This window comes from Mesorhizobium sp. P2_H9 (assembly GCF_056403215.1).
This window is the reverse complement of the sequence record NZ_JBFUFX010000001.1, coordinates 475,590-492,646: the sequence shown is the minus strand read 5'-3', so window position 1 is coordinate 492,646 and position 17,057 is coordinate 475,590. Positions and strand designations below refer to the sequence as shown.

General features: G+C 63.8%; 14 protein-coding genes. 5 read left to right on the top strand and 9 right to left on the bottom strand.

Annotation, left to right across the window (positions count from 1 at the left end; translation table 11 throughout):
- Positions 1-13 precede the first annotated feature (13 nt).
- Positions 14-3,190 (bottom strand): efflux RND transporter permease subunit, encoded by a 3,177-nt coding sequence (locus AC1DXN_RS02430; RefSeq protein WP_477421444.1) that lies wholly within the window; start codon positions 3,188-3,190, stop codon positions 14-16.
- A complete protein-coding gene (locus AC1DXN_RS02425) occupies positions 3,184-3,441 on the bottom strand; it encodes a hypothetical protein (RefSeq protein ID WP_477271709.1) in 258 nt (85 codons plus the stop codon). The genes AC1DXN_RS02430 and AC1DXN_RS02425 overlap by 7 nt, the downstream gene beginning before the upstream one ends.
- A gap of 246 nt (positions 3,442-3,687) precedes the next feature.
- Here AC1DXN_RS02425 and AC1DXN_RS02420 point away from each other — a divergent pair, with 246 nt between their 5' ends.
- A complete protein-coding gene (locus AC1DXN_RS02420) occupies positions 3,688-4,278 on the top strand; it encodes a TetR/AcrR family transcriptional regulator (RefSeq protein ID WP_477243396.1) in 591 nt (196 codons plus the stop codon).
- A gap of 298 nt (positions 4,279-4,576) precedes the next feature.
- On the opposite strand, the gene AC1DXN_RS02415 is transcribed toward AC1DXN_RS02420, so the two are convergent.
- From AC1DXN_RS02415 to AC1DXN_RS02385, 7 genes are all read right to left on the bottom strand, one after another.
- Complete coding sequence (locus tag AC1DXN_RS02415; RefSeq protein WP_477272413.1) at positions 4,577-5,599, bottom strand: LacI family DNA-binding transcriptional regulator; 1,023 nt, start codon at positions 5,597-5,599, stop codon at positions 4,577-4,579.
- Between the two features lie 142 nt (positions 5,600-5,741).
- Positions 5,742-6,536, bottom strand: a complete 795-nt coding sequence (locus AC1DXN_RS02410) for an ATP-binding cassette domain-containing protein (protein ID WP_477271711.1) — start codon at positions 6,534-6,536, stop codon at positions 5,742-5,744.
- Positions 6,537-6,539: 3 nt separating this feature from the next.
- Positions 6,540-7,526, bottom strand: coding sequence for an ABC transporter permease (locus AC1DXN_RS02405; RefSeq protein ID WP_477271713.1), 987 nt, complete (start codon positions 7,524-7,526; stop codon positions 6,540-6,542).
- 118 nt (positions 7,527-7,644) lie between these two features.
- Positions 7,645-8,577, bottom strand: coding sequence for a substrate-binding domain-containing protein (locus AC1DXN_RS02400; protein ID WP_477421442.1), 933 nt, complete (start codon positions 8,575-8,577; stop codon positions 7,645-7,647).
- 233 nt (positions 8,578-8,810) lie between these two features.
- Complete coding sequence (locus AC1DXN_RS02395) at positions 8,811-9,845, bottom strand: ABC transporter permease (RefSeq protein WP_477271715.1); 1,035 nt, start codon at positions 9,843-9,845, stop codon at positions 8,811-8,813.
- On the bottom strand, positions 9,842-11,386 hold the full coding sequence (locus AC1DXN_RS02390) for a sugar ABC transporter ATP-binding protein (protein ID WP_477271717.1): 1,545 nt from the start codon (positions 11,384-11,386) through the stop codon (positions 9,842-9,844). The genes AC1DXN_RS02395 and AC1DXN_RS02390 overlap by 4 nt, the downstream gene beginning before the upstream one ends.
- Before the next feature lie 104 nt (positions 11,387-11,490).
- Complete coding sequence (locus tag AC1DXN_RS02385) at positions 11,491-12,648, bottom strand: fumarylacetoacetate hydrolase family protein (RefSeq protein WP_477271719.1); 1,158 nt, start codon at positions 12,646-12,648, stop codon at positions 11,491-11,493.
- Between the two features lie 244 nt (positions 12,649-12,892).
- On the opposite strand from AC1DXN_RS02385, the gene AC1DXN_RS02380 reads away from it, so the two are divergent.
- The 4 genes from AC1DXN_RS02380 to AC1DXN_RS02365 all read left to right on the top strand — a co-directional run bounded on the left by AC1DXN_RS02380 (position 12,893) and on the right by AC1DXN_RS02365 (position 17,049).
- The gene (locus tag AC1DXN_RS02380) at positions 12,893-14,170 is read left to right on the top strand and encodes an NAD(P)/FAD-dependent oxidoreductase (protein ID WP_477271721.1); all 1,278 of its coding nucleotides are present in this window, start codon (positions 12,893-12,895) and stop codon (positions 14,168-14,170) included.
- 67 nt (positions 14,171-14,237) lie between these two features.
- On the top strand, positions 14,238-15,125 hold the full coding sequence (locus AC1DXN_RS02375; protein ID WP_477271723.1) for an ABC transporter permease: 888 nt from the start codon (positions 14,238-14,240) through the stop codon (positions 15,123-15,125).
- Positions 15,122-15,994, top strand: coding sequence for an ABC transporter permease (locus tag AC1DXN_RS02370; RefSeq protein WP_477271725.1), 873 nt, complete (start codon positions 15,122-15,124; stop codon positions 15,992-15,994). Before AC1DXN_RS02375 ends, AC1DXN_RS02370 begins: the two co-directional genes overlap by 4 nt.
- Positions 15,979-17,049: an ABC transporter substrate-binding protein gene (locus AC1DXN_RS02365; RefSeq protein WP_477271727.1), complete on the top strand. Its 1,071-nt coding sequence runs from the start codon at positions 15,979-15,981 to the stop codon at positions 17,047-17,049. Before AC1DXN_RS02370 ends, AC1DXN_RS02365 begins: the two co-directional genes overlap by 16 nt.
- Positions 17,050-17,057 lie beyond the last annotated feature (8 nt).

Here is a 17,057-nt window from a genome sequence, read left to right as displayed (position 1 = left end):
TCAGTCTCCAATCCTATTCGGCCGCTTGCGCCMAGGGCGCAAAAACGGGTTCGGCAGTTGGTTCAGTTGGTTCGGAAACGGCTTCGCCGTCGCCGCGGCGCTCGCGCAGCTGTTCTATCACCGCGTAGAAGACCGGCACGAACACCAGCGACAGGATGGTCGCCGCGACCATGCCGCCAAAGACGGTGGTGCCGATCGACTGACGGCTCGCGGCACCTGCACCGGTGGCAAACATCAACGGCAGCACGCCGAGGATGAAGGCAAAGGCGGTCATCAGGATCGGCCGCAGCCGCAGGCGCGCCGCTTCCATCGCCGCGTCGACGATGCTCAGACCTTCTTCGCGCCGGCGTCGGGCAAACTCGACGATCAGGATGGCGTTCTTGGCCGCCAGCCCGATCAGCATGACGAAGCCGATCTGCGAATAGACGTCGATCTGCATGCCACGTACCCACAGCACGGCGAAGGCGCCGAACAGCGCCAGCGGCACCGCCAGCAGCACCATGAACGGCATCGCCCAGCTCTCATACTGCGCGGCGAGGATCAGGAAGACGAAGACGATGGCCAGCCCGAAGACGACCGACGCGATCGAACCCGCCTTGAGCTCCTGATAGGTGATGCCGGTCCACTCATAACCGAAATCCCTCGGCAGGGCCGTCGCCGCTGCGCGTTCCATGGCCGCCACCGCCTGGCCCGAGGAGAAGCCCGGTGCGGCCCCGCCGTTGATCAGCGCCGATGCATTGTTGTTGTAATGCGGGACGGTCTCCGGGCCGACGATCGGCACCAGTTTGCCAAGCGTGCTCAGCGGCACCATGCCACCGGAAGCGTTGCGCACATAGAGCCGCGAAATGTCGGCCGCACCGGCGCGCGCATCCTTGTCGGCCTGCATCGTCACCCGGAAGGTGCGGCCGAACAGGTTGAAGTCGTTGACATAGAGCGAGCCGAGATAGATTTGCAGCGTGTTGAACACATCCGGCAGGTTGAGGCCGAGCAGCTTGGCCTTGTTGCGGTCGAGCTCGTAATTGAACTGCGGCGTCGAGGTCGAGAACGACGAGAACAGTTGTTGCGGGTTGAGCTCTGGCTGCTTGCGGGCCTCGGCAAGCACGGCCTGCGTTGCGTCGTTCAGCGCAATGGCGCCGCGACCTGTCAGGTCCTCGACCTGGAATTCGAAGCCGCCGGTGGTGCCGATGCCGGGGATCGACGGTGGATCGAAGCTCAGCGCAAAGGCTTCCGGTATCTGCAGCAGCTTGTTGCGCACCTCGGCGACGAGCTTCGAGGCGCTCTGGTCCGGTCCGCGTTCATCCCATGGCTTGAGGATGGCGAACTCGACCGCCGAGTTCGACTGCGCGGCGCTGGTCAGGAAGTTCAGGCCTGAGATCGAGCCGACGATATCGACGCCGGGTGTGTTCTGCAGGATGTCGCGCGCCTTCTTGGCCACCGCGTCTGTGCGCTCCAGTGCGGCACCATCGGGCAGTTGGATGACGACGAAGAAATAGCCCTGGTCCTCGACCGGAAGGAAAGTCGAAGGCAGGCGCTGCCAGACGAAATAGGTGGCGACCAGTCCGGCCGCGAACAGGCCGAGCATGATCCAGCGCAGACGGATGAGGATGCGTACGCCATGCGCATAGGCATGCGACAGCCTGTCGAAGCCCGTGTTGAACCAGCGGAACGGGGCGAACTGTGTCTCGCCGCGATGGCGCAGGAAGGCGGCGCTGAGCGCCGGGCTGAGCGTCAGCGAGTTGAAGGCCGAGATGCCGACAGAAATCGCCACCGTCAAAGCAAACTGATTGTAGAGCCGACCGGAAACGCCGGGAATGAAGGCGACCGGCACGAACACGGCCATCAGCACGGCGGTGGTGGCGATGATCGGGCCGGTGACTTCGGCCATCGCCGCCTTTGTCGCGGCCAGCGGCTTGAGGCCGGCCTCGAGTTGTCGTTCGACGTTTTCGACCACGACGATGGCGTCGTCGACGACGAGGCCGATGGCCAGCACCATGCCGAGCAGGCTGAGCATGTTGAGCGAGAAGCCGAGCATCTCCATGACCACCAGCGTCGCGATCAGCGACACCGGGATGGCGATGGTCGGGATGATCGTGGTGCGCCAGCTTTGCAGGAAGATGAACACCACCGCGACAACCAGGATCAGCGCCTCGCCAAGCGTGATCAACACGTCATGCATCGAGGCCGAGACGAAGCGCGTCGTGTCGTAGTGCATGGCGTAGCTGACGCCCTTGGGGAAACGGGCGGATAGTTCCTGCATCTTGTCCTTGACGCGCTGCTGCAGATCGAGCGCGTTGGAACCCGGCATCTGGTAGACGGCGAGCACCACCGTCGGGTCCTTGCCGAAGAAGGCCGACGACGAATATTGCAGCGCGCCAAGTTCGATGCGGGCGACGTCGCGCAGCCGCACCAGCGAGCCGGAAGCCGCATTGGCGCGCACGATGATGTCGCCGAATTCCTTCGGGTCGCTCAACCGGCCGACGGCATTGACCTGCATCTCGAAGGCGGTGCCGGCCGGCGCCGGCGATTGGCCGATCTTGCCGGCCGCCACCTGGACGTTCTGCTCGGCGATGGCGTTCTGCACATCGACGGCGGTGATGCCGAGATTGGCGAGCTTGTCGGGATCGAGCCATATGCGCATCGAATAGCGCCGCTCGCCGAAGATCTGCACGTCGCCGACGCCGGGTAGGCGCTTCAGCGGGTCGACCACCTGCAGATAGGCGAGGTTGCTCAGCGCCACCGGATCGACGGAGCCGTCCGGCGAGGTCAGGTCGACGATCAGCACGAAGTTCGGGTTCTGCTTCTTGATCGTCACGCCGCCCTGGTTGACGATTGCCGGCAGCGAGGACGCCGCCTGTGACACCCGGTTCTGGACGTCGACGGCGGCGGTGCTGAGCGAGTAGCCGACGTCGAAGGTGATGGTGATCGTCGACGAGCCGTCATTGGAGCTGGACGACGACATGTAGGTCATGCCCTGGACGCCGTTGATCTGCTGCTCGAGCGGCGTCGTTACGGTGTCGGCGACGACTTGCGCACTGGCGCCGGGATAATGGGCGCTGACCACGACCTGGGGCGGGGTGATGTCGGGAAACTGCGAGACCGGCAGCAGGAAATAGCAAATCGTCCCGGCGAGCACCATGATGATGGCGATCGCCGAGGCGAAGATCGGACGGTGGATGAAGAAGTTCACCATGAGACGCACGCCTCGCCAAATGCCTTCACTTCACCAAACGCTCTGGCAACCTTGGACAGTCGCCGGCTGCGCCCCGAACCCGGGTCCGCCAGAAAACCCGACGGCGCCTTGCGGCTCAGGCCCTGCTCATCGGCCAGGGACCGCAGCATCGCTTCGAACGACTGCGGGTCGACACGGTCCGCCTTCATCACCAGCCGGATCATCGGATCCCGGATGGCTTCATCGATCGTCAGATCCTTGCGCTGCAACATTGGAGCGGCTCCTTGGCTGGCGATTCGCATCGGATGATCGCGAACCGTTTTTGTCGTTCTCACCGGCCGAAGCCGCATGACTTGCAGTTTTCCTGCCCTATTTCGTCTCGGCAGGGCCCTGCGGCGATACTGTCGTTGACGGGAGGCAATATGGGTGTTACCAGTAAGTAACATTCATGACGTTACAGACCGGTAACACCCTAGTCAAGAGGCGTACCGGATTTTTAGGGAGACAAGGAGACTTCGATGGTAGACGGCACTTCGGAACGCGTGCGTCCCCGGGATCGAATCCTGGAGACGGCGCAAGACATGTTTCACAAGCATGGCATCAAGGGCGTCGGCGTCGACGCCATCACCGAAGCCGCCGGCACCAACAAGATGACGTTGTACCGTCATTTCGAATCCAAGGACGATCTGATCATCGAATGCCTGCGCGCCACCGCGTGCAAGGCCGGCGCGATGTGGGATGCATTTGAGGCTCAGCACCCCGGCGACAAGCTTGCGCAGCTGCACGCCTGGGTCAGCAAGGCCGCCGATATGCTCAGGGCCGATGGCCGCGGTTGCGACATGGCCAATGCCGCCGTCGAGTTGAGCGAGACCGACCATCCGGCCAGACGCGTGATCAAGGAGCTCAAGGAAGCCCAGCGCGATCGCCTTGTGACGCTGTGCCGGGATGCCGGCATCGGTCAGGCGGAACTGCTCGCCGACACGCTCTCGTTGTTGCTTGAAGGCGCCCGCGTCAGCCAGCAAAGCGTCGGCGCCGAAGGCCCCAGCGCGCAGTTCGTGCGCATGGCGGAAGGGCTCATCGCCTCTTTCAGGGGCGCCGCGGCAAGGTAATTGCCGCCAAAGGCTCCGACTTTCCCGCCCTCTTGCCGCTGAAACTTCAGGCCAGAACGAAAAAAGCCCGCTGCCGGGAGGAGGTGGCAGCGGGCTCGATTTCGAATGAGACGCGGGAGGAGGTGCGCCGCATTCAGCGTCGGCATCGCATCTGGGAGGAGTAGATGGCCGACACCCGTATGATTACGGGCTGCTTAATGATTCGGCAACCATAAAAGTTGCATAGCAGCTGTGCAGATTTGCGGCATCTGCCCCGATATGTCGTACAAATCCGCAAAAAGCGGCCTTCGCCGCGAATTCACTGCACCGGCACGTTTTCCTTGAAGATCAGCCGTGGCTCGATGAATTTCTTGGTCAGATAGGGCGCCGATGAGGCGATCGAGCCGAGCAGGCGAATGACCGATTGCTCGGCGATCAGCCGCGCATTCTGGTCGATGACGACATCGAGCAGGTCGTCGACGAGGTAGCCGCGCGTTTCCCTGGTCAGATCGTGGCAGATGAACACCGGTTTCTTCTGCGGCTTGGCTTCGCGCAACGCTTTCGCCACGCCCGAGCGCCCGGCGCCGACGCAATAGATGCCGAGCAGTTCCGGCTCGTTGTGCAGCGCCTTCATCGTCGCGGTGTAGCTGCCCTCCGGTTCGTCGTTGATCTCGACCGCGCTGGTGATGGTCAGGTTGGGGAACTCTTCGCTCAGCACCGAACGAAAGCCCATTTCGCGCTCCTCGTGTCCGCGATAGGAGCGTGAACCGACGACCATCGCCAGATGACCGGTGCGCCCCGCCAGGAAGCGCCCCATCAACAATGCCGCGGTGCGCCCGGCCACCCGGTTGTCGATGCCGACATAGGCCGAGCGCGGTGCTGCTGGAACGTCGGACACCAGCGTGACGAGGCGTATGCCGGCGTCGACGATCTCGCGCAGGATGTTGCGGGTTCTCGGATGGTCGACCGCAATGACGCCGACGCCGTTCGCCTTGAGCGAGAGGTTTTCGACGGCCGCCTGCAACGCGCCCGGCGAGATGCCGGCGAGATTGTGGATGCGGCAGGAAGCGACAAGCGGCAGGCGCGCCGCATAGTCCTCGATGTGGCTGGCCAGGTCGACCATGAAGGCGTTGCTGCCGATCGGCAGGAAGAATTCGAGATGCGCCGGCCGCGACGGCAGCGTCACCTGGTCGACGACAGGCAGATAGCCGAGCTGCTTGGCCGCCTCCATCACCCGTTGCCGGTTGGCAGCGCTGGCGCCCGGACGATTGTTGAGCACCCGGTCGACGGTCGCCGTCGACAGGCCGCAGCTCCTGGCGATGTCCGAAACGGTGGCTTTCATGGTCACAGTCATAGAGCATGATCCCGAAAAGTGGGAACCGGTTCTGTCGGACAAACGGGAACCGTTTTGTCCCAAAGATCATGCTCCACAAAGAGTAGAGCTGATGCGGCCAGACAGCGATGTAAGCAGCCGGGATGACTGCTCAGCCCGGCCGCTGCGTGCCTTCGACGACGGCGTCGTGGATCTCCTTGTCCGACATGCCGGTGATAATCCGTTCGACCTCGGCAACATTGGTCTTCTTCGGGTCGATGTCGTCGGCGACCACCTTGCCCCGGCGCATGACGACGATGCGGTCGACCACCTGAAAGACGTGATGGATGTTGTGGGCGATGAAGATGCAGGAATGACCGGAATCGCGGGCGTTGCGCACGAAGCTCAGCACGCCTTGCGTCTCGGCGACGCCAAGATTGTTGGTCGGCTCATCGAGGATGATGAGGTCGCTGTCGAAATGCATGGCGCGTGCGATCGCCACCGCTTGCCGCTCACCACCCGACAGCGAGCCGATCGGCGTCGTTGGCGGGATGTTTTTCGAGATGCCGACCTGCTTGAGCAGGTCGCGTGCGACCACGTTCATCGCCTCCTGGTCCATCCGGTTGAGGAAACGCGGCGGCTTGATCGGCTCGCGCCCGAGAAACAGATTGCGGGCGATCGACAATTGCGTGACCAGCGCCGAATCCTGATAGATCGTCTCGATGCCATGGGCGATGGCGTCGCTGGTGCTGCGCAAGTTCACCTTCTTGCCGCGGATGAAGATGTCGCCGCTGGTCAGCGGAACCGCCCCCGACAGCACCTTGATCAGCGTCGATTTGCCGGCGCCATTGTCGCCGAGCAGGCCAACAATCTCCCTTTCATTGACATGGAAATTGGCGTCCTCGAGCGCCTGTACGCGCCCGTAAGACTTGCGGATGTTTTCCATGCGGATAAGCGGTTCAGCCATGGTTCAAGTCCCTGCCTGATGCCGGCGTTCCAGCCATGAATGAAGCGCCATCATGCCGAGGATGATGGCGCCGATGAAGATGTTGTAGGCAAGGCCGGGGACGCCGATCAGCACGATGCCGTTGCGCATCACGCGCAGGATCAGGATACCGAGCACGGTGCCGATGATGGTGCCGCGTCCGCCGGTCAGCGCCGTGCCGCCGATCACCACCATGGCGATGACTTCAAGCTCGTAGCCGGTGCCGCTGTTGGGGTTGGCCGCCGAGGTGCGCAGCGAAGAGATGACGCCGGCGAACGAGGCCATCAGTGACGACAGCACGAACAGGCCGATCTTGACGCCGCTGACATTGACGCCGCGTGCCCGCGCAGCACCTGGGTTGCCGCCCGCCGCCTGGATCCAGTTGCCGGTCCGGCTCTGCGTCAGCACATAGCCGAGCGCTATTGCTGCGGCGATGAACCAGAACAGCGACATGTAGATGCGGAACGGGCCGACGAAGAAATCACCGACCAGCGCCTCGGCCAGCCAGCTGCCCTCCGCGCTCCAGGTGCGCTGCGGAAATCCGTCGGTGACGAACAAAGCGGTGCCGCGCACCACCAGCAGCATGCCGAGCGTTACCAGGAAGGACGGGATCTTGAGCTGCGTCACGAACCAGCCATTGACCAGCCCGATGAAGGCGGCGACCAGCAAGGCAACGACGAAGCCGACCTCCAGCGAGGTGACGCCGCTGTTGAACAGCGTCCACATCAGCACCGGCGAGAAACCGAACAGCGATCCGACCGAGAGGTCGAATTCGCCCGATGTCATCAGCAATGTCATCGCCAGCGCAATCAGGCCGAGCTCAACGGTGAAGGCCAGTATGTTGGAGATGTTCTGCGGCGACAGGAAGTCATGATTGAACCCCCAGAACACGGCGAGCTCGATGACCAGCAGCACGAAAGGCCCGAATTCCGGCCTCGCGATCAGGCGTTGGATGAGGGAACGATTTTCCAATTGGGACCCGCGACACAGGATGGGAATTGGCTGAGACCTGCACATTGTGTGTGCAGCCCGGCGGATTGACAAGACAGCCGCGACCGCGGATACGGTCGCGACTGTTGCGTCTCGGATTTTACTTGCCGGACAGGATGTCGTCGTAGACCTGCGCGGTATCCTTTTCGTAGAGCGCGCCGGTKATGACRTTGAAGCCSGGRSGRATGCCGCCKGCGGCCATSGCRGCSAGCGARAGSGCSACATAGCTGGTMGCCTGCGGGTCCTGCCACTGSSCRGCRTTGACRTAGCCGTTCAGCACTTCYTGYGTGGTGTCGAGCGAGTTGCCCCAGCCSACGACCGGGAYYTCGCCRGGCTTGAYGCCGACCTGRTCGAASACSCGCTTGATSSWGCCGGTSRCMAGRTCGCCSAGGCCGATGATCGCCTTGAYCTTGGCCTTGTTGGYGGTGAGGTARTCGMYCATGCGGCTGATCACTTCRGCCTGGTCGAGCGTGGYTTCRGTGAYTTCMYAGGTGATGCCGAGCGGGCCGAAGACGCTCTTGATGCCTTCTTCTTCCTGAACGCCATAAGTGGCGCCCGGGACTTCAACCGGCATCCAGACGAAATCGCCTTTCTTCACCAGGCCCTTGTCGACCAGATATTGCGCCCAGTGCTTGCCGAAAGTGACGTTGTCGCCGCCGACATAGGCGTTGAAGTTCGCCTTCGGATCGGGCGTGTTGAAATTGATGATCGGGATTTTCGCCGTCCGCGCTTCCTTGACGATCTCGACCAGGCTGCCCGGATCGGGGCTGGTGGTGACGATGCCGTCGGCCTTGGCGGAGATGGCGGCACGAACAGCTTCCTGCTGCGATGCCACGTCGCCATTGTGGAACGAGGTGTTGACGGTGTTGCCGGTGTCCTTCGCCCATTGCTTGGCGCCGGCGAGGAAGTAGGTCCACACCGGGTCAGCCGGGCCGCCATGCGAAATCCAGTAGAAGGTCTTGGCCTGTGCCGCTGCCGGAATGGCCAGCGCCACAATCAAGCCAAGCACAAGTAATCGTAGCCTCGTCAGCATTTGCTTTCCTCCCATGTTGAAATGACCTCCGCATCCGACGTTTGATCACGGCAAAGCCCTGATCGCATTCTCTTGCCAGCGCCGATCTGGAACGCAGCAGAGCATTCCCTTTTTCGACGGTTGGCAAGCCTCCATCGATCAGTGGAAGTCAACGCAATCGCCGGCGCCATCAGCAGGCCCATCAGATTGCATCAGTTTGGGTGATATTTGTGTGAGGTTGGCTGCGGCCGGCCTCAGCCGCGCGCGCCGTTCTGCCTGCGCTCAGCGCGCCAGCCGCGCCATGCCCTGCCCAGCCGGTCGACCGCCAGCGCCAGCACCAGCAGCGCGCCGACGGCGAAACTGGTCCATGTGGCATCGATGCCGAGCAGTGCGGTCCCGCTCAGCACCGCCTGGATGACCAGCATGCCGATGGCGGCGCCGATGACGCTGCCGTGGCCGCCCGACAGCCTCGTGCCGCCAAGCAGCGCTGCGGCGATTGCCAGCAGCGCAAAGCCATTGCCATCATTGGGCGAAATCGAGCCCTGCGCACCGAGATGGACGACGCCGGCGAGCCCCGCAACTGCGCCCATCAGCGCCAGCGCCTTCAGCCGGACCTTGCCGGTCGCGATGCCGGCATGGGCGGCGGCTTCCGGATTGCTCCCTGTCGCCTGTACCCGGTAGCCGAAGCGGGTCCGCTGCAGCACCACCTGCAACGCAAGCGCCAGCAGGACAAAGATCACGACCGTCGCCGGCACGATCCCGAAGGCCTTGCCGGAGAGCGTCGCAAAGAGGCTGCTGTCTCCCGCCGGCGGGGCAATCGCCTGTCCTTTGCCGAGCACCAGCGACAGCCCGTCGATCATCCACCAGGTGCCGAGCGTGACAATGAGGACCGGGACGCGCAGTGCCAGCGCGAGCAGCCCGTTGACGAGGCCGATGCCGGCGCCGAGCGCGACGCCGGCCACAGCGGACAGCCAGGGATCGACGCCAGCGCGCATCAGCAGCGCGGCAAGCAGTGCCGTGATGTGGAACACGGCAGCCACCGACAGGTCTATCCCGCGAACGGCGAGCACGAACACCATGCCGATGGCGAGCAGGCCGGGCAGGGCGGCCTGCTCCAGCAGCGCGACGAGACTGGCGGGCTCGAGGAAGGGGCGGTGCAGCAGGCCGAGCAAACCGATGACCACGGCCAGCATAAGGACCACGGCCGTCGCCCCCGGCAGGCGAAAGCTTCGCCTTGGCTTGGGCACGGCCGACCCCGCCAGCCGCGGGACGGTGACGGTTTCGGTCATGCCGCATCCCTCCGGCCTGTGGTCGCCTGCTCGGCCGGCGCGGTTGTCTCGTCGCCGGTGATGAGCCTGCGAACTGCAACCGCATCCATATCCGCGCCCGCCACCTCGCCGGCAAGCCGGCCGCGATGGAAGGCAAGCACGCGGTCGCAAAGCCCAGCCAGTTCGGACATCTCGGTCGAGTGCATGAGCACGACGCAGCCGCTCGCCGCCATCTGGCGGATCAAGCCGTAGATCTCCTGCTTGCTGGAAATGTCGATGCCGCGCGCGGGATCGTCGAGCAACACCACCTGCGGGCCGATCTCCAGCCACCTGGCGACGGCCACCTTCTGCCGGCCGCCGGCCGACAGCGTGCCGGCAAGTTCATCGGGACCGCTGCGGACACGCAGCGCCTCGATCTGCCGCGCCGCGCGCTCGGTTGCCGCCGCCGGCGAATACCAGCGCCGCCCCCAGTCGCGCGCGCCGACAACCACGCTGGAGAGGTTGAAGGCGATGGACCGGTCTGGCATCAAGCCGTCGCCGCCCTGGTTCGAGATCAGGCAGATGCTGCGGCGCGCCGCTTCCGTCCGGTTCTTCGGCAGGCCATCGCCATCGGGAAAACGCACCTTGCCCTTGCGCTCCTTGCGTTGCCCGAACAGCATGGCAAGCAGATCCGACACGCCGGAGCCGGCGAGCCCGGCAAGGCCGACGATCTCGCCGGCACGGGCGCTGAAGTCGGCACCGGCAAGCCGGCCTCCGCTCAAGGCTGTCACTGTAAGCTGCGGCCGCAGCGTGCCGGCGATGGTCGACAATGAGCGCAACGGCACCGGGAACAGCGCGTGGCGCAATCGGCCGATCATGGTTTCCTCGGATGCCGTCAGCTCCTGCCGCGCCTTCGACAGCACGTCGCGGCCGTTGCGCATCACCGTCAGTTCGTCGGCGAGGCCAAGTGCTTCCTCCAGCCGGTTCGACACAAAGAGCATGGTCATGCCCCTGGCCTTCAGCCCGTTGAGCACCGAAAACAGCCGCTCGCTCTGGTGCCGGTCGAGCGTTTCGGTCGGCTCGTCGAGCAGGAGCAGCCTCGGGTTCTCCAGAAGCGCCCGGGCGATGTTGACCAGTTGGCGTTCGGCCGCATCGAGTTCGCCGAGCGGAGCGCGGACGTCGACGGAAAGGCCGAGCTGGCGAAGCAGGTCGAAGCTGCGCGCCGCCATCTCGCGGCCCGAGACAAGGCCGCTGCGCAGCGGCTCCCGGTTGACGAAGAGATTGGCGAGCACGGGGCGGTCGGGAAAAAGCGCCGACTGCTGCAGCACCACGCCGATGCCGTGCTTGCGCGCGGCATTCGGACTGTTGAGGGCCACCTTCCGGCCGTTTATCTCGATCGTGCCGCTGCCCGGCCTCAAGATGCCGGCCAGGAGCTTGACCAGGGTCGATTTGCCGGCGCCGCTTTCCCCGACAATGGCGTGGATGGTGCCGCGCCTGGCGGCAAGGCTCATGTCTTCGAGTACGATGGTGCCGCCAAAGCGTTTGGCGACGTTGCGTACCAAGACCAGCGGCGTATCTGACATATGAACGGCCCCCCGACCGCGCGGCGATCTTGGAGTGATTTGCGTCCGCAGTCACCGGGGTACAACATAAAATTGTGTTGATTGCCGCCGGTTCTTCGCCGCTGCTAGAGGAGGTCGGCCCGGGCGAGGTCGCGCATGAGATGGCTGGCGCCATACGTCCAGTGCGGGCAGTCCGGCGACAGGAGCACGCGATTGACCAGCGCTCCGAATTTCTCCGACGAGATGGTGACGATGTCGCCGACCTTGTGGGTAAACCCCTTGCCCTTTTCGCCGCGATCCTTCGACGGCACGAACATGGTGCCGAGATAGAGCGCAAGGCCGTCCGGATATTGGTGATGCGGTCCCATGGCGGCGGCAACCAGCTCTTCCGGCGAACGGCTGATCTCGGCCATCGAACTCGCGCCCTCGAGCGAGAACCCGTCCTCGCCCTCGACTTTCAGCCGCACGATGGCCTGCTTCACGTCGTCGATGGCGAAGGTGTCGTCGAAAAGCCGGATGAATGGGCCGAGCGAAGCCGAGGCATTGTTGTCCTTGGCCTTGCCGAGCAGTAGCGCTGAGCGTCCCTCGACATCCCTGAGATTGACGTCATTGCCGATCGTGGCGCCGACGATCCTGCCGCTGCTGGCGGCGATCATGGCGATCTCCGGCTCAGGGTTGTTCCAGGTGGAAACTGGATGCAGGCCGACATCGGCGCCGAAGCCGACCGACGCCATCGGTTGGCATTTGGTGAAGATCTCGGCATCCGGGCCGATGCCGACTTCCAGATATTGCGACCAGGCTCCGCGCGCGATGAGTTTGGCCTTGATCTCCATCGCTTCCGGCGAGCCGGGTTTCAGCTTCGACAGATCATGGCCGATCAGCCCGGCAATGTCGGCCCGAATGGCATCTGCCTTCTCCGCCGAGCCGCGCGCCTGCTCCTCGATGACGCGTTCGAGCAGGCTGACGACGAAGGTGACGCCCGACGCCTTGACCGCCTGCAGGTCGACCGGGGAAAGCAGATACGGCTTTTTCGGATCGCGAACGGCCTGAAAACTGTTGGCGGCGGTCGCATCGAGCGAACCGACCGGTCTGCCCTTGGCCGAGCGGACATGGCCGGCTGGATCCGGCAGCTCGCAAACGTCGCGTACAGTGGGTGCCGCGCTTGACGTGATGTCGAAGACCGTGCCGTCGCGCACCGTGACCACCAGCGGATGCGAGGCATCGCTGGCCCTGGCGCGGCCGACGAAAAGGCCCTCAGTCGGCAGCTGCGTCGGGTTCGTCATGGCTTGCAGTCCTCTGCTTGATGGAAAGGCGGCCGGATCGGCGGCGGCATTTTCAACAAATTCCCGGCAAAGGTCTACCCGTCCTGGCGATCCAGACGCGCCCTGTTTTTCAGCCACATTTCGCTTCGCGGGCTGCCCATACACAGCAATCTGTCGACACCGGGGTGAATACCCTCTTTCAAAATAATGAAATCGTCACTAGGATTTTCATTTCGTGACATGCATTCCAGGTGATCCCTTGTCCATGCCGTTTTCCGATCCGATCTGGCAGAAGCCGCAAACGGCAGCCCAATTCCAGTCGTTTTTGCCTGGTGGCCAAACTGCCGATGTCGTCATTGTTGGCGGCGGCATTCAGGGCCTGTCGACGGCCTTGCATGCCGCCCGTCTCGGCATGTCCGTGCAGGTGTTGGACGCCGGCGACATCGGCCAGGGCGCGTCCGGCCTGAATGGCGGCCAGGTCATCCCTGGCCTCAAATACGATCCGGAATGGCTGCTGCAGAATTTTGGTCCCGAACGCGGTGAGGCGCTGGTCAACTTCGCAGCCTCGACGGCGGACGCCGTCTTCGATTTGATCCGCGACGAGAAGCTGGCGGTGCCGTTCGTTCGCAACGGCTGGATCCAGGCGGCGCATACCGAGACGGCGCTGAAGGCCGCAGCCAACCGGGACCGGCAATGGCGGGCGCGGGGCGCCGATGTCCGGCTTTTGAGCCAGAGCGAGATCGCAGCTAAGACCGGCGCAAAGGGCTATCTCGGCGGCTGGCTCGACCGCCGCGCCGGTGTCATCGATCCGCTCGCCTATACCTCGGAACTGGCCCGGGCCGCCACGACGGCGGGCGTGAAGATAGCCGAGCGCCAGAAGGTGGTGCGGCTTGGCAAGAATACCGGTGGTTGGCGCATCTCGACCGAAAACGGCACGGACTTGCAGGCCAAGGCGGTTGTCCTGGCGACCAACGCCTATACCGGCGGTCTGATCCCAGGCTTGGCTCAGACGATCGTTCCGCTGCATTCATTCCAGATCGCCACCGCGCCGCTGTCGTCCCATCTGGCGGCCACCATTCTGCCGGAAGGGCAAGCGGTGTCGGATTCGCGCCGCATCCTCGTCTACTATCGCAAGAGCGCCGATGGCCGGCTGGTGCTTGGCGGCCGCGGCGGCATGGCGCTGCCGACCAGCCCGGCCGACTGGGCGCATCTCGAGCGCGCCTTGCGGCGGCTCTATCCGGCACTGGCCGATGTCGCCATCGAGAAGCGCTGGTTCGGCCGGGTGGCGATGACGCCGGACCATCTGCCGCATATTCATGAGCCCGAGCCGGGCCTGCTGGCCGTGGTCGGCTGCCAGGGTCGTGGCCTTGGGCTGATGACGGCACTTGGGGCGCGCCTTGCCGGTTACCTCCACAGTGGCGATGCCAGGCAGTTGCCGTTCCCGATCTCGCCGATCCGGCCGATCCCGTTCCACGCCTTCCGGCAGGTCGGCGTTGCCGCGACGATCGCCTGGTACCGCATGCTGGATGCGTTCGAGCGCTGATTTATCTTGACAGTTTCATGAGTATGAAAAAAGCTTAGATAATTTCAAAATTCCGATGGACAGTCCGATGTCGACCATCGTTGCAACAGAAGCGCCGGCAGCATCCCGATCGTCTTCGGGGTTCCGCTTCGCCATGCTGCTGCCGGGCGCGCTGGTCACCTTCCTGCTGATCCTGTTTGCGCTTGGCCTCGTGCTTTTCCTTGCCTTCCGCGACAATGACGGTTCGCTGCTCGGCGCCGGTTTCACTTTGGCGAATTTCGTCACCGTGGTGTCCGATCCTCTCTACTGGACTGTGACGCTGCGCTCGCTGACGATTGCCGGACTGGTGACGCTGGCAACGGTCGTCACCGCCTATCCCGTCGCCTACTACCTTGCCTTCCATGCCGGTCGGCGCCGCGGCCTGCTGCTGTTTCTGGTAACGCTGCCGTTCTGGACCAGCTACCTCCTGCGCGTCTTCGCCTGGAAGATCGTGCTTGCCTATAATGGCGTGCTGAACTCGGCGCTGATCGAAAGCGGTATCTGGTCCGAGCCGACGCTCGCCTTTCTCAATACGCCGGCTGCGGTGGTCGTCACCCTCGCGCACGCCTATGCGCCCTTCGCCATCCTGCCCATCTATGTGGCGCTGGAGACGATCCCGAAATCGCTGCTCGAAGCCGCGTCCGACCTTGGCGCAAAACCTTTCACCAGCTTCCGCCGCGTCGTGCTGCCGAACTCGATGCCGGGCGTGCTGGCGGCAGCCCTCGTCGTCTTCGTGCCGACGATCGGCGACTATGTGACGCCGGCCATGGTCGGCGGCCCGGCGAGCACCATGATCGGCACGCTGATCCAGTCGGAGTTCGGCAAGGCCAATGACTGGCCGTTCGGCGCCGCACTCTCGGTCGCCGTCATGCTGGTCATCCTCTGCGTGGTGCTGGTCGTGCGCTTCGCCGACCGCCGCTTTGGCAGCCGCACATGAGCGCGGCGCGGACAGAAGATGGCGGCCGCTGGCTCGGCGTCTATGTGCTTGTCTATCTGGTGTTTCTCTATCTGCCGGTGTTGCTGATCCCGCTGTTTTCCTTCAACGATTCGATCCAGGCGGCGTTTCCGCTGCAAGGTTTTACCTTGCAATGGTATGCGACCCTGCTTGGCAATCCGACGCTGTCCGGCGCGCTCGCCAACAGCTTGGTGATCGGTGTGATCGCTGCCTCTGGCGCCACGCTGTGCGGCATCACCGTGTCCTATATGGACCTCTACGGCCGCTCGCCGCTGGCCGCCACGATCAGCGCCATCGCCCGGCTGCCGATCCTGATCCCCGGCGTCATTGTCGGCATATCGCTGCTGATCCTGGTCAATCTCGTCGGCTTCGGCCCGTCGCGCATCGCCATCGTGCTTGGCCACATACTGGTGGGGTTACCGACGACGGTGGTGGTCATGCGCAGCCGCTTCGCCGTCATCCCCAAGACCATCCGCGAGGCGGCCCTCGATCTCGGCGCCTCCGATTGGACGACGTTCAGGCGGGTGATGTTGCCGCTCAGCCTGCCGGCGATCGCCTCGGCCTTCATGCTGTCGTTCCTGATCTCCTTCGATGAGTTCATCGTCGTCTTCTTCCTTGCCGGCACCGAGCCGACGCTGCCGCTCTACATCTGGGCCCAGCTGCGTTTCCCGAAATCGCTGCCGACCGTCATGGCACTGGGCACGGCGATCCTCGCCGTGTCCTTCGTCATTGCCGGCCTTGCCGAATTCCTGCGCCATCGCGGGCTCACCGCCGCTCAACGGCCGGCGCCCGCCATTCCATCCAAACCAGAAGAAACCAAGAGAGGAGAACTGCAATGGCATTCGACCTGAAATCGGTAAGCGGAAACAGAGCCCGCGCCGGACTGACCGCACTGGCACTGGCGCTGTCGTTGACCGTCGCGTTTGCGAGTGACAAGCTGCAATATTTCACCTGGTCGGGCTATGAACTGCCCGACTTCAACAAGAGCTTCCTGGCCGCGCATCCCGATGGCGTCGAGGCCTCGATGTTCGGCGATGACGATGATGCCTTCACCAAGGTCAAGGCCGGCTTCCGTCCTGACATAGCGCATCCCTGCTACGACAAGGTGGCGCGCTGGAACAAGGAAGGCCTTCTGCAGCCGATCGACACCAAGCGCATCAAGAACTGGGATTCGATCTTCCCGGTGTTCAAGAACCTGCCTGACATTCAGGCCGGCGACGGGAAGGTCTGGATGGTGCCGTGGGACTGGGGCAACACCTCGATCCTCTACCGCACCGATCTGGTGAAGAACCCGGAAGCCAGCTGGAACCTGCTTTGGGACAAGCAGTATGCCGGCCGCATGGCGACCATCGACGCCGTGCATGACACGCCGGTGGTGGCCGCACTTCTTGCCGGCGTCAATCCGTTCGACATGACGCCGGAGCAAATGGACAAGGTGGCGGAAAAGCTGCGCGAGCAGCGCCCGCTGCTCTCCAACTACACCACCGACATGACCTCGGTGGAACAGGCGCTGTCGAGCGGCCAGCTAGTCGCCGCCATGACCTGGAACGCCTCGGCCACCTCGCTGAAGAAGCAGGGCGTGCCGGTCGAGTTCATGAAGCCGAAGGAAGGCATGCTGACCTGGTCCTGCGGCTTCGTCATGCTCAAGGACGCCAAGAATGTCGACCTTGCCTACGACTTCATCAACAGCCGGCTGGAAACCGATTCCGGAAAATACCTGATCGAGGCCTATGGCTACGGCGCGTCGACCAGCTCGGCCTTCGCCGCGGTGCCGAAGGAGGAGCTGGACAAGCTGCAACTGCCGTCGGATCCCGAAGTGATGCTGAAGACCACCGTCTTCACCGGGCCGATGAAACAGAATGACGACCTGGCGAAGATGTTCGAGAAGGTCAAGGCAGGGGGTTGAACTGAGGC

What these genes read in the sequence shown, in the direction of transcription:
- AC1DXN_RS02420 (WP_477243396.1), top strand. Translation starts at nt 3,688, where the DNA reads ATGGTAGACGGCACTTCGGAACGCGTGCGTCCCCGGGATCGAATCCTG.
- AC1DXN_RS02365 (WP_477271727.1), top strand. Translation starts at nt 15,979, where the DNA reads ATGGCATTCGACCTGAAATCGGTAAGCGGAAACAGAGCCCGCGCCGGA.
- AC1DXN_RS02395 (WP_477271715.1), bottom strand. Translation starts at nt 9,845, where the DNA reads ATGACCGAAACCGTCACCGTCCCGCGGCTGGCGGGGTCGGCCGTGCCC.
- AC1DXN_RS02380 (WP_477271721.1), top strand. Translation starts at nt 12,893, where the DNA reads ATGCCGTTTTCCGATCCGATCTGGCAGAAGCCGCAAACGGCAGCCCAA.
- AC1DXN_RS02375 (WP_477271723.1), top strand. Translation starts at nt 14,238, where the DNA reads ATGTCGACCATCGTTGCAACAGAAGCGCCGGCAGCATCCCGATCGTCT.
- AC1DXN_RS02390 (WP_477271717.1), bottom strand. Translation starts at nt 11,386, where the DNA reads ATGTCAGATACGCCGCTGGTCTTGGTACGCAACGTCGCCAAACGCTTT.
- AC1DXN_RS02410 (WP_477271711.1), bottom strand. Translation starts at nt 6,536, where the DNA reads ATGGCTGAACCGCTTATCCGCATGGAAAACATCCGCAAGTCTTACGGG.
- AC1DXN_RS02385 (WP_477271719.1), bottom strand. Translation starts at nt 12,648, where the DNA reads ATGACGAACCCGACGCAGCTGCCGACTGAGGGCCTTTTCGTCGGCCGC.
- AC1DXN_RS02370 (WP_477271725.1), top strand. Translation starts at nt 15,122, where the DNA reads ATGAGCGCGGCGCGGACAGAAGATGGCGGCCGCTGGCTCGGCGTCTAT.
- AC1DXN_RS02415 (WP_477272413.1), bottom strand. Translation starts at nt 5,599, where the DNA reads ATGAAAGCCACCGTTTCGGACATCGCCAGGAGCTGCGGCCTGTCGACG.
- AC1DXN_RS02425 (WP_477271709.1), bottom strand. Translation starts at nt 3,441, where the DNA reads ATGTTGCAGCGCAAGGATCTGACGATCGATGAAGCCATCCGGGATCCG.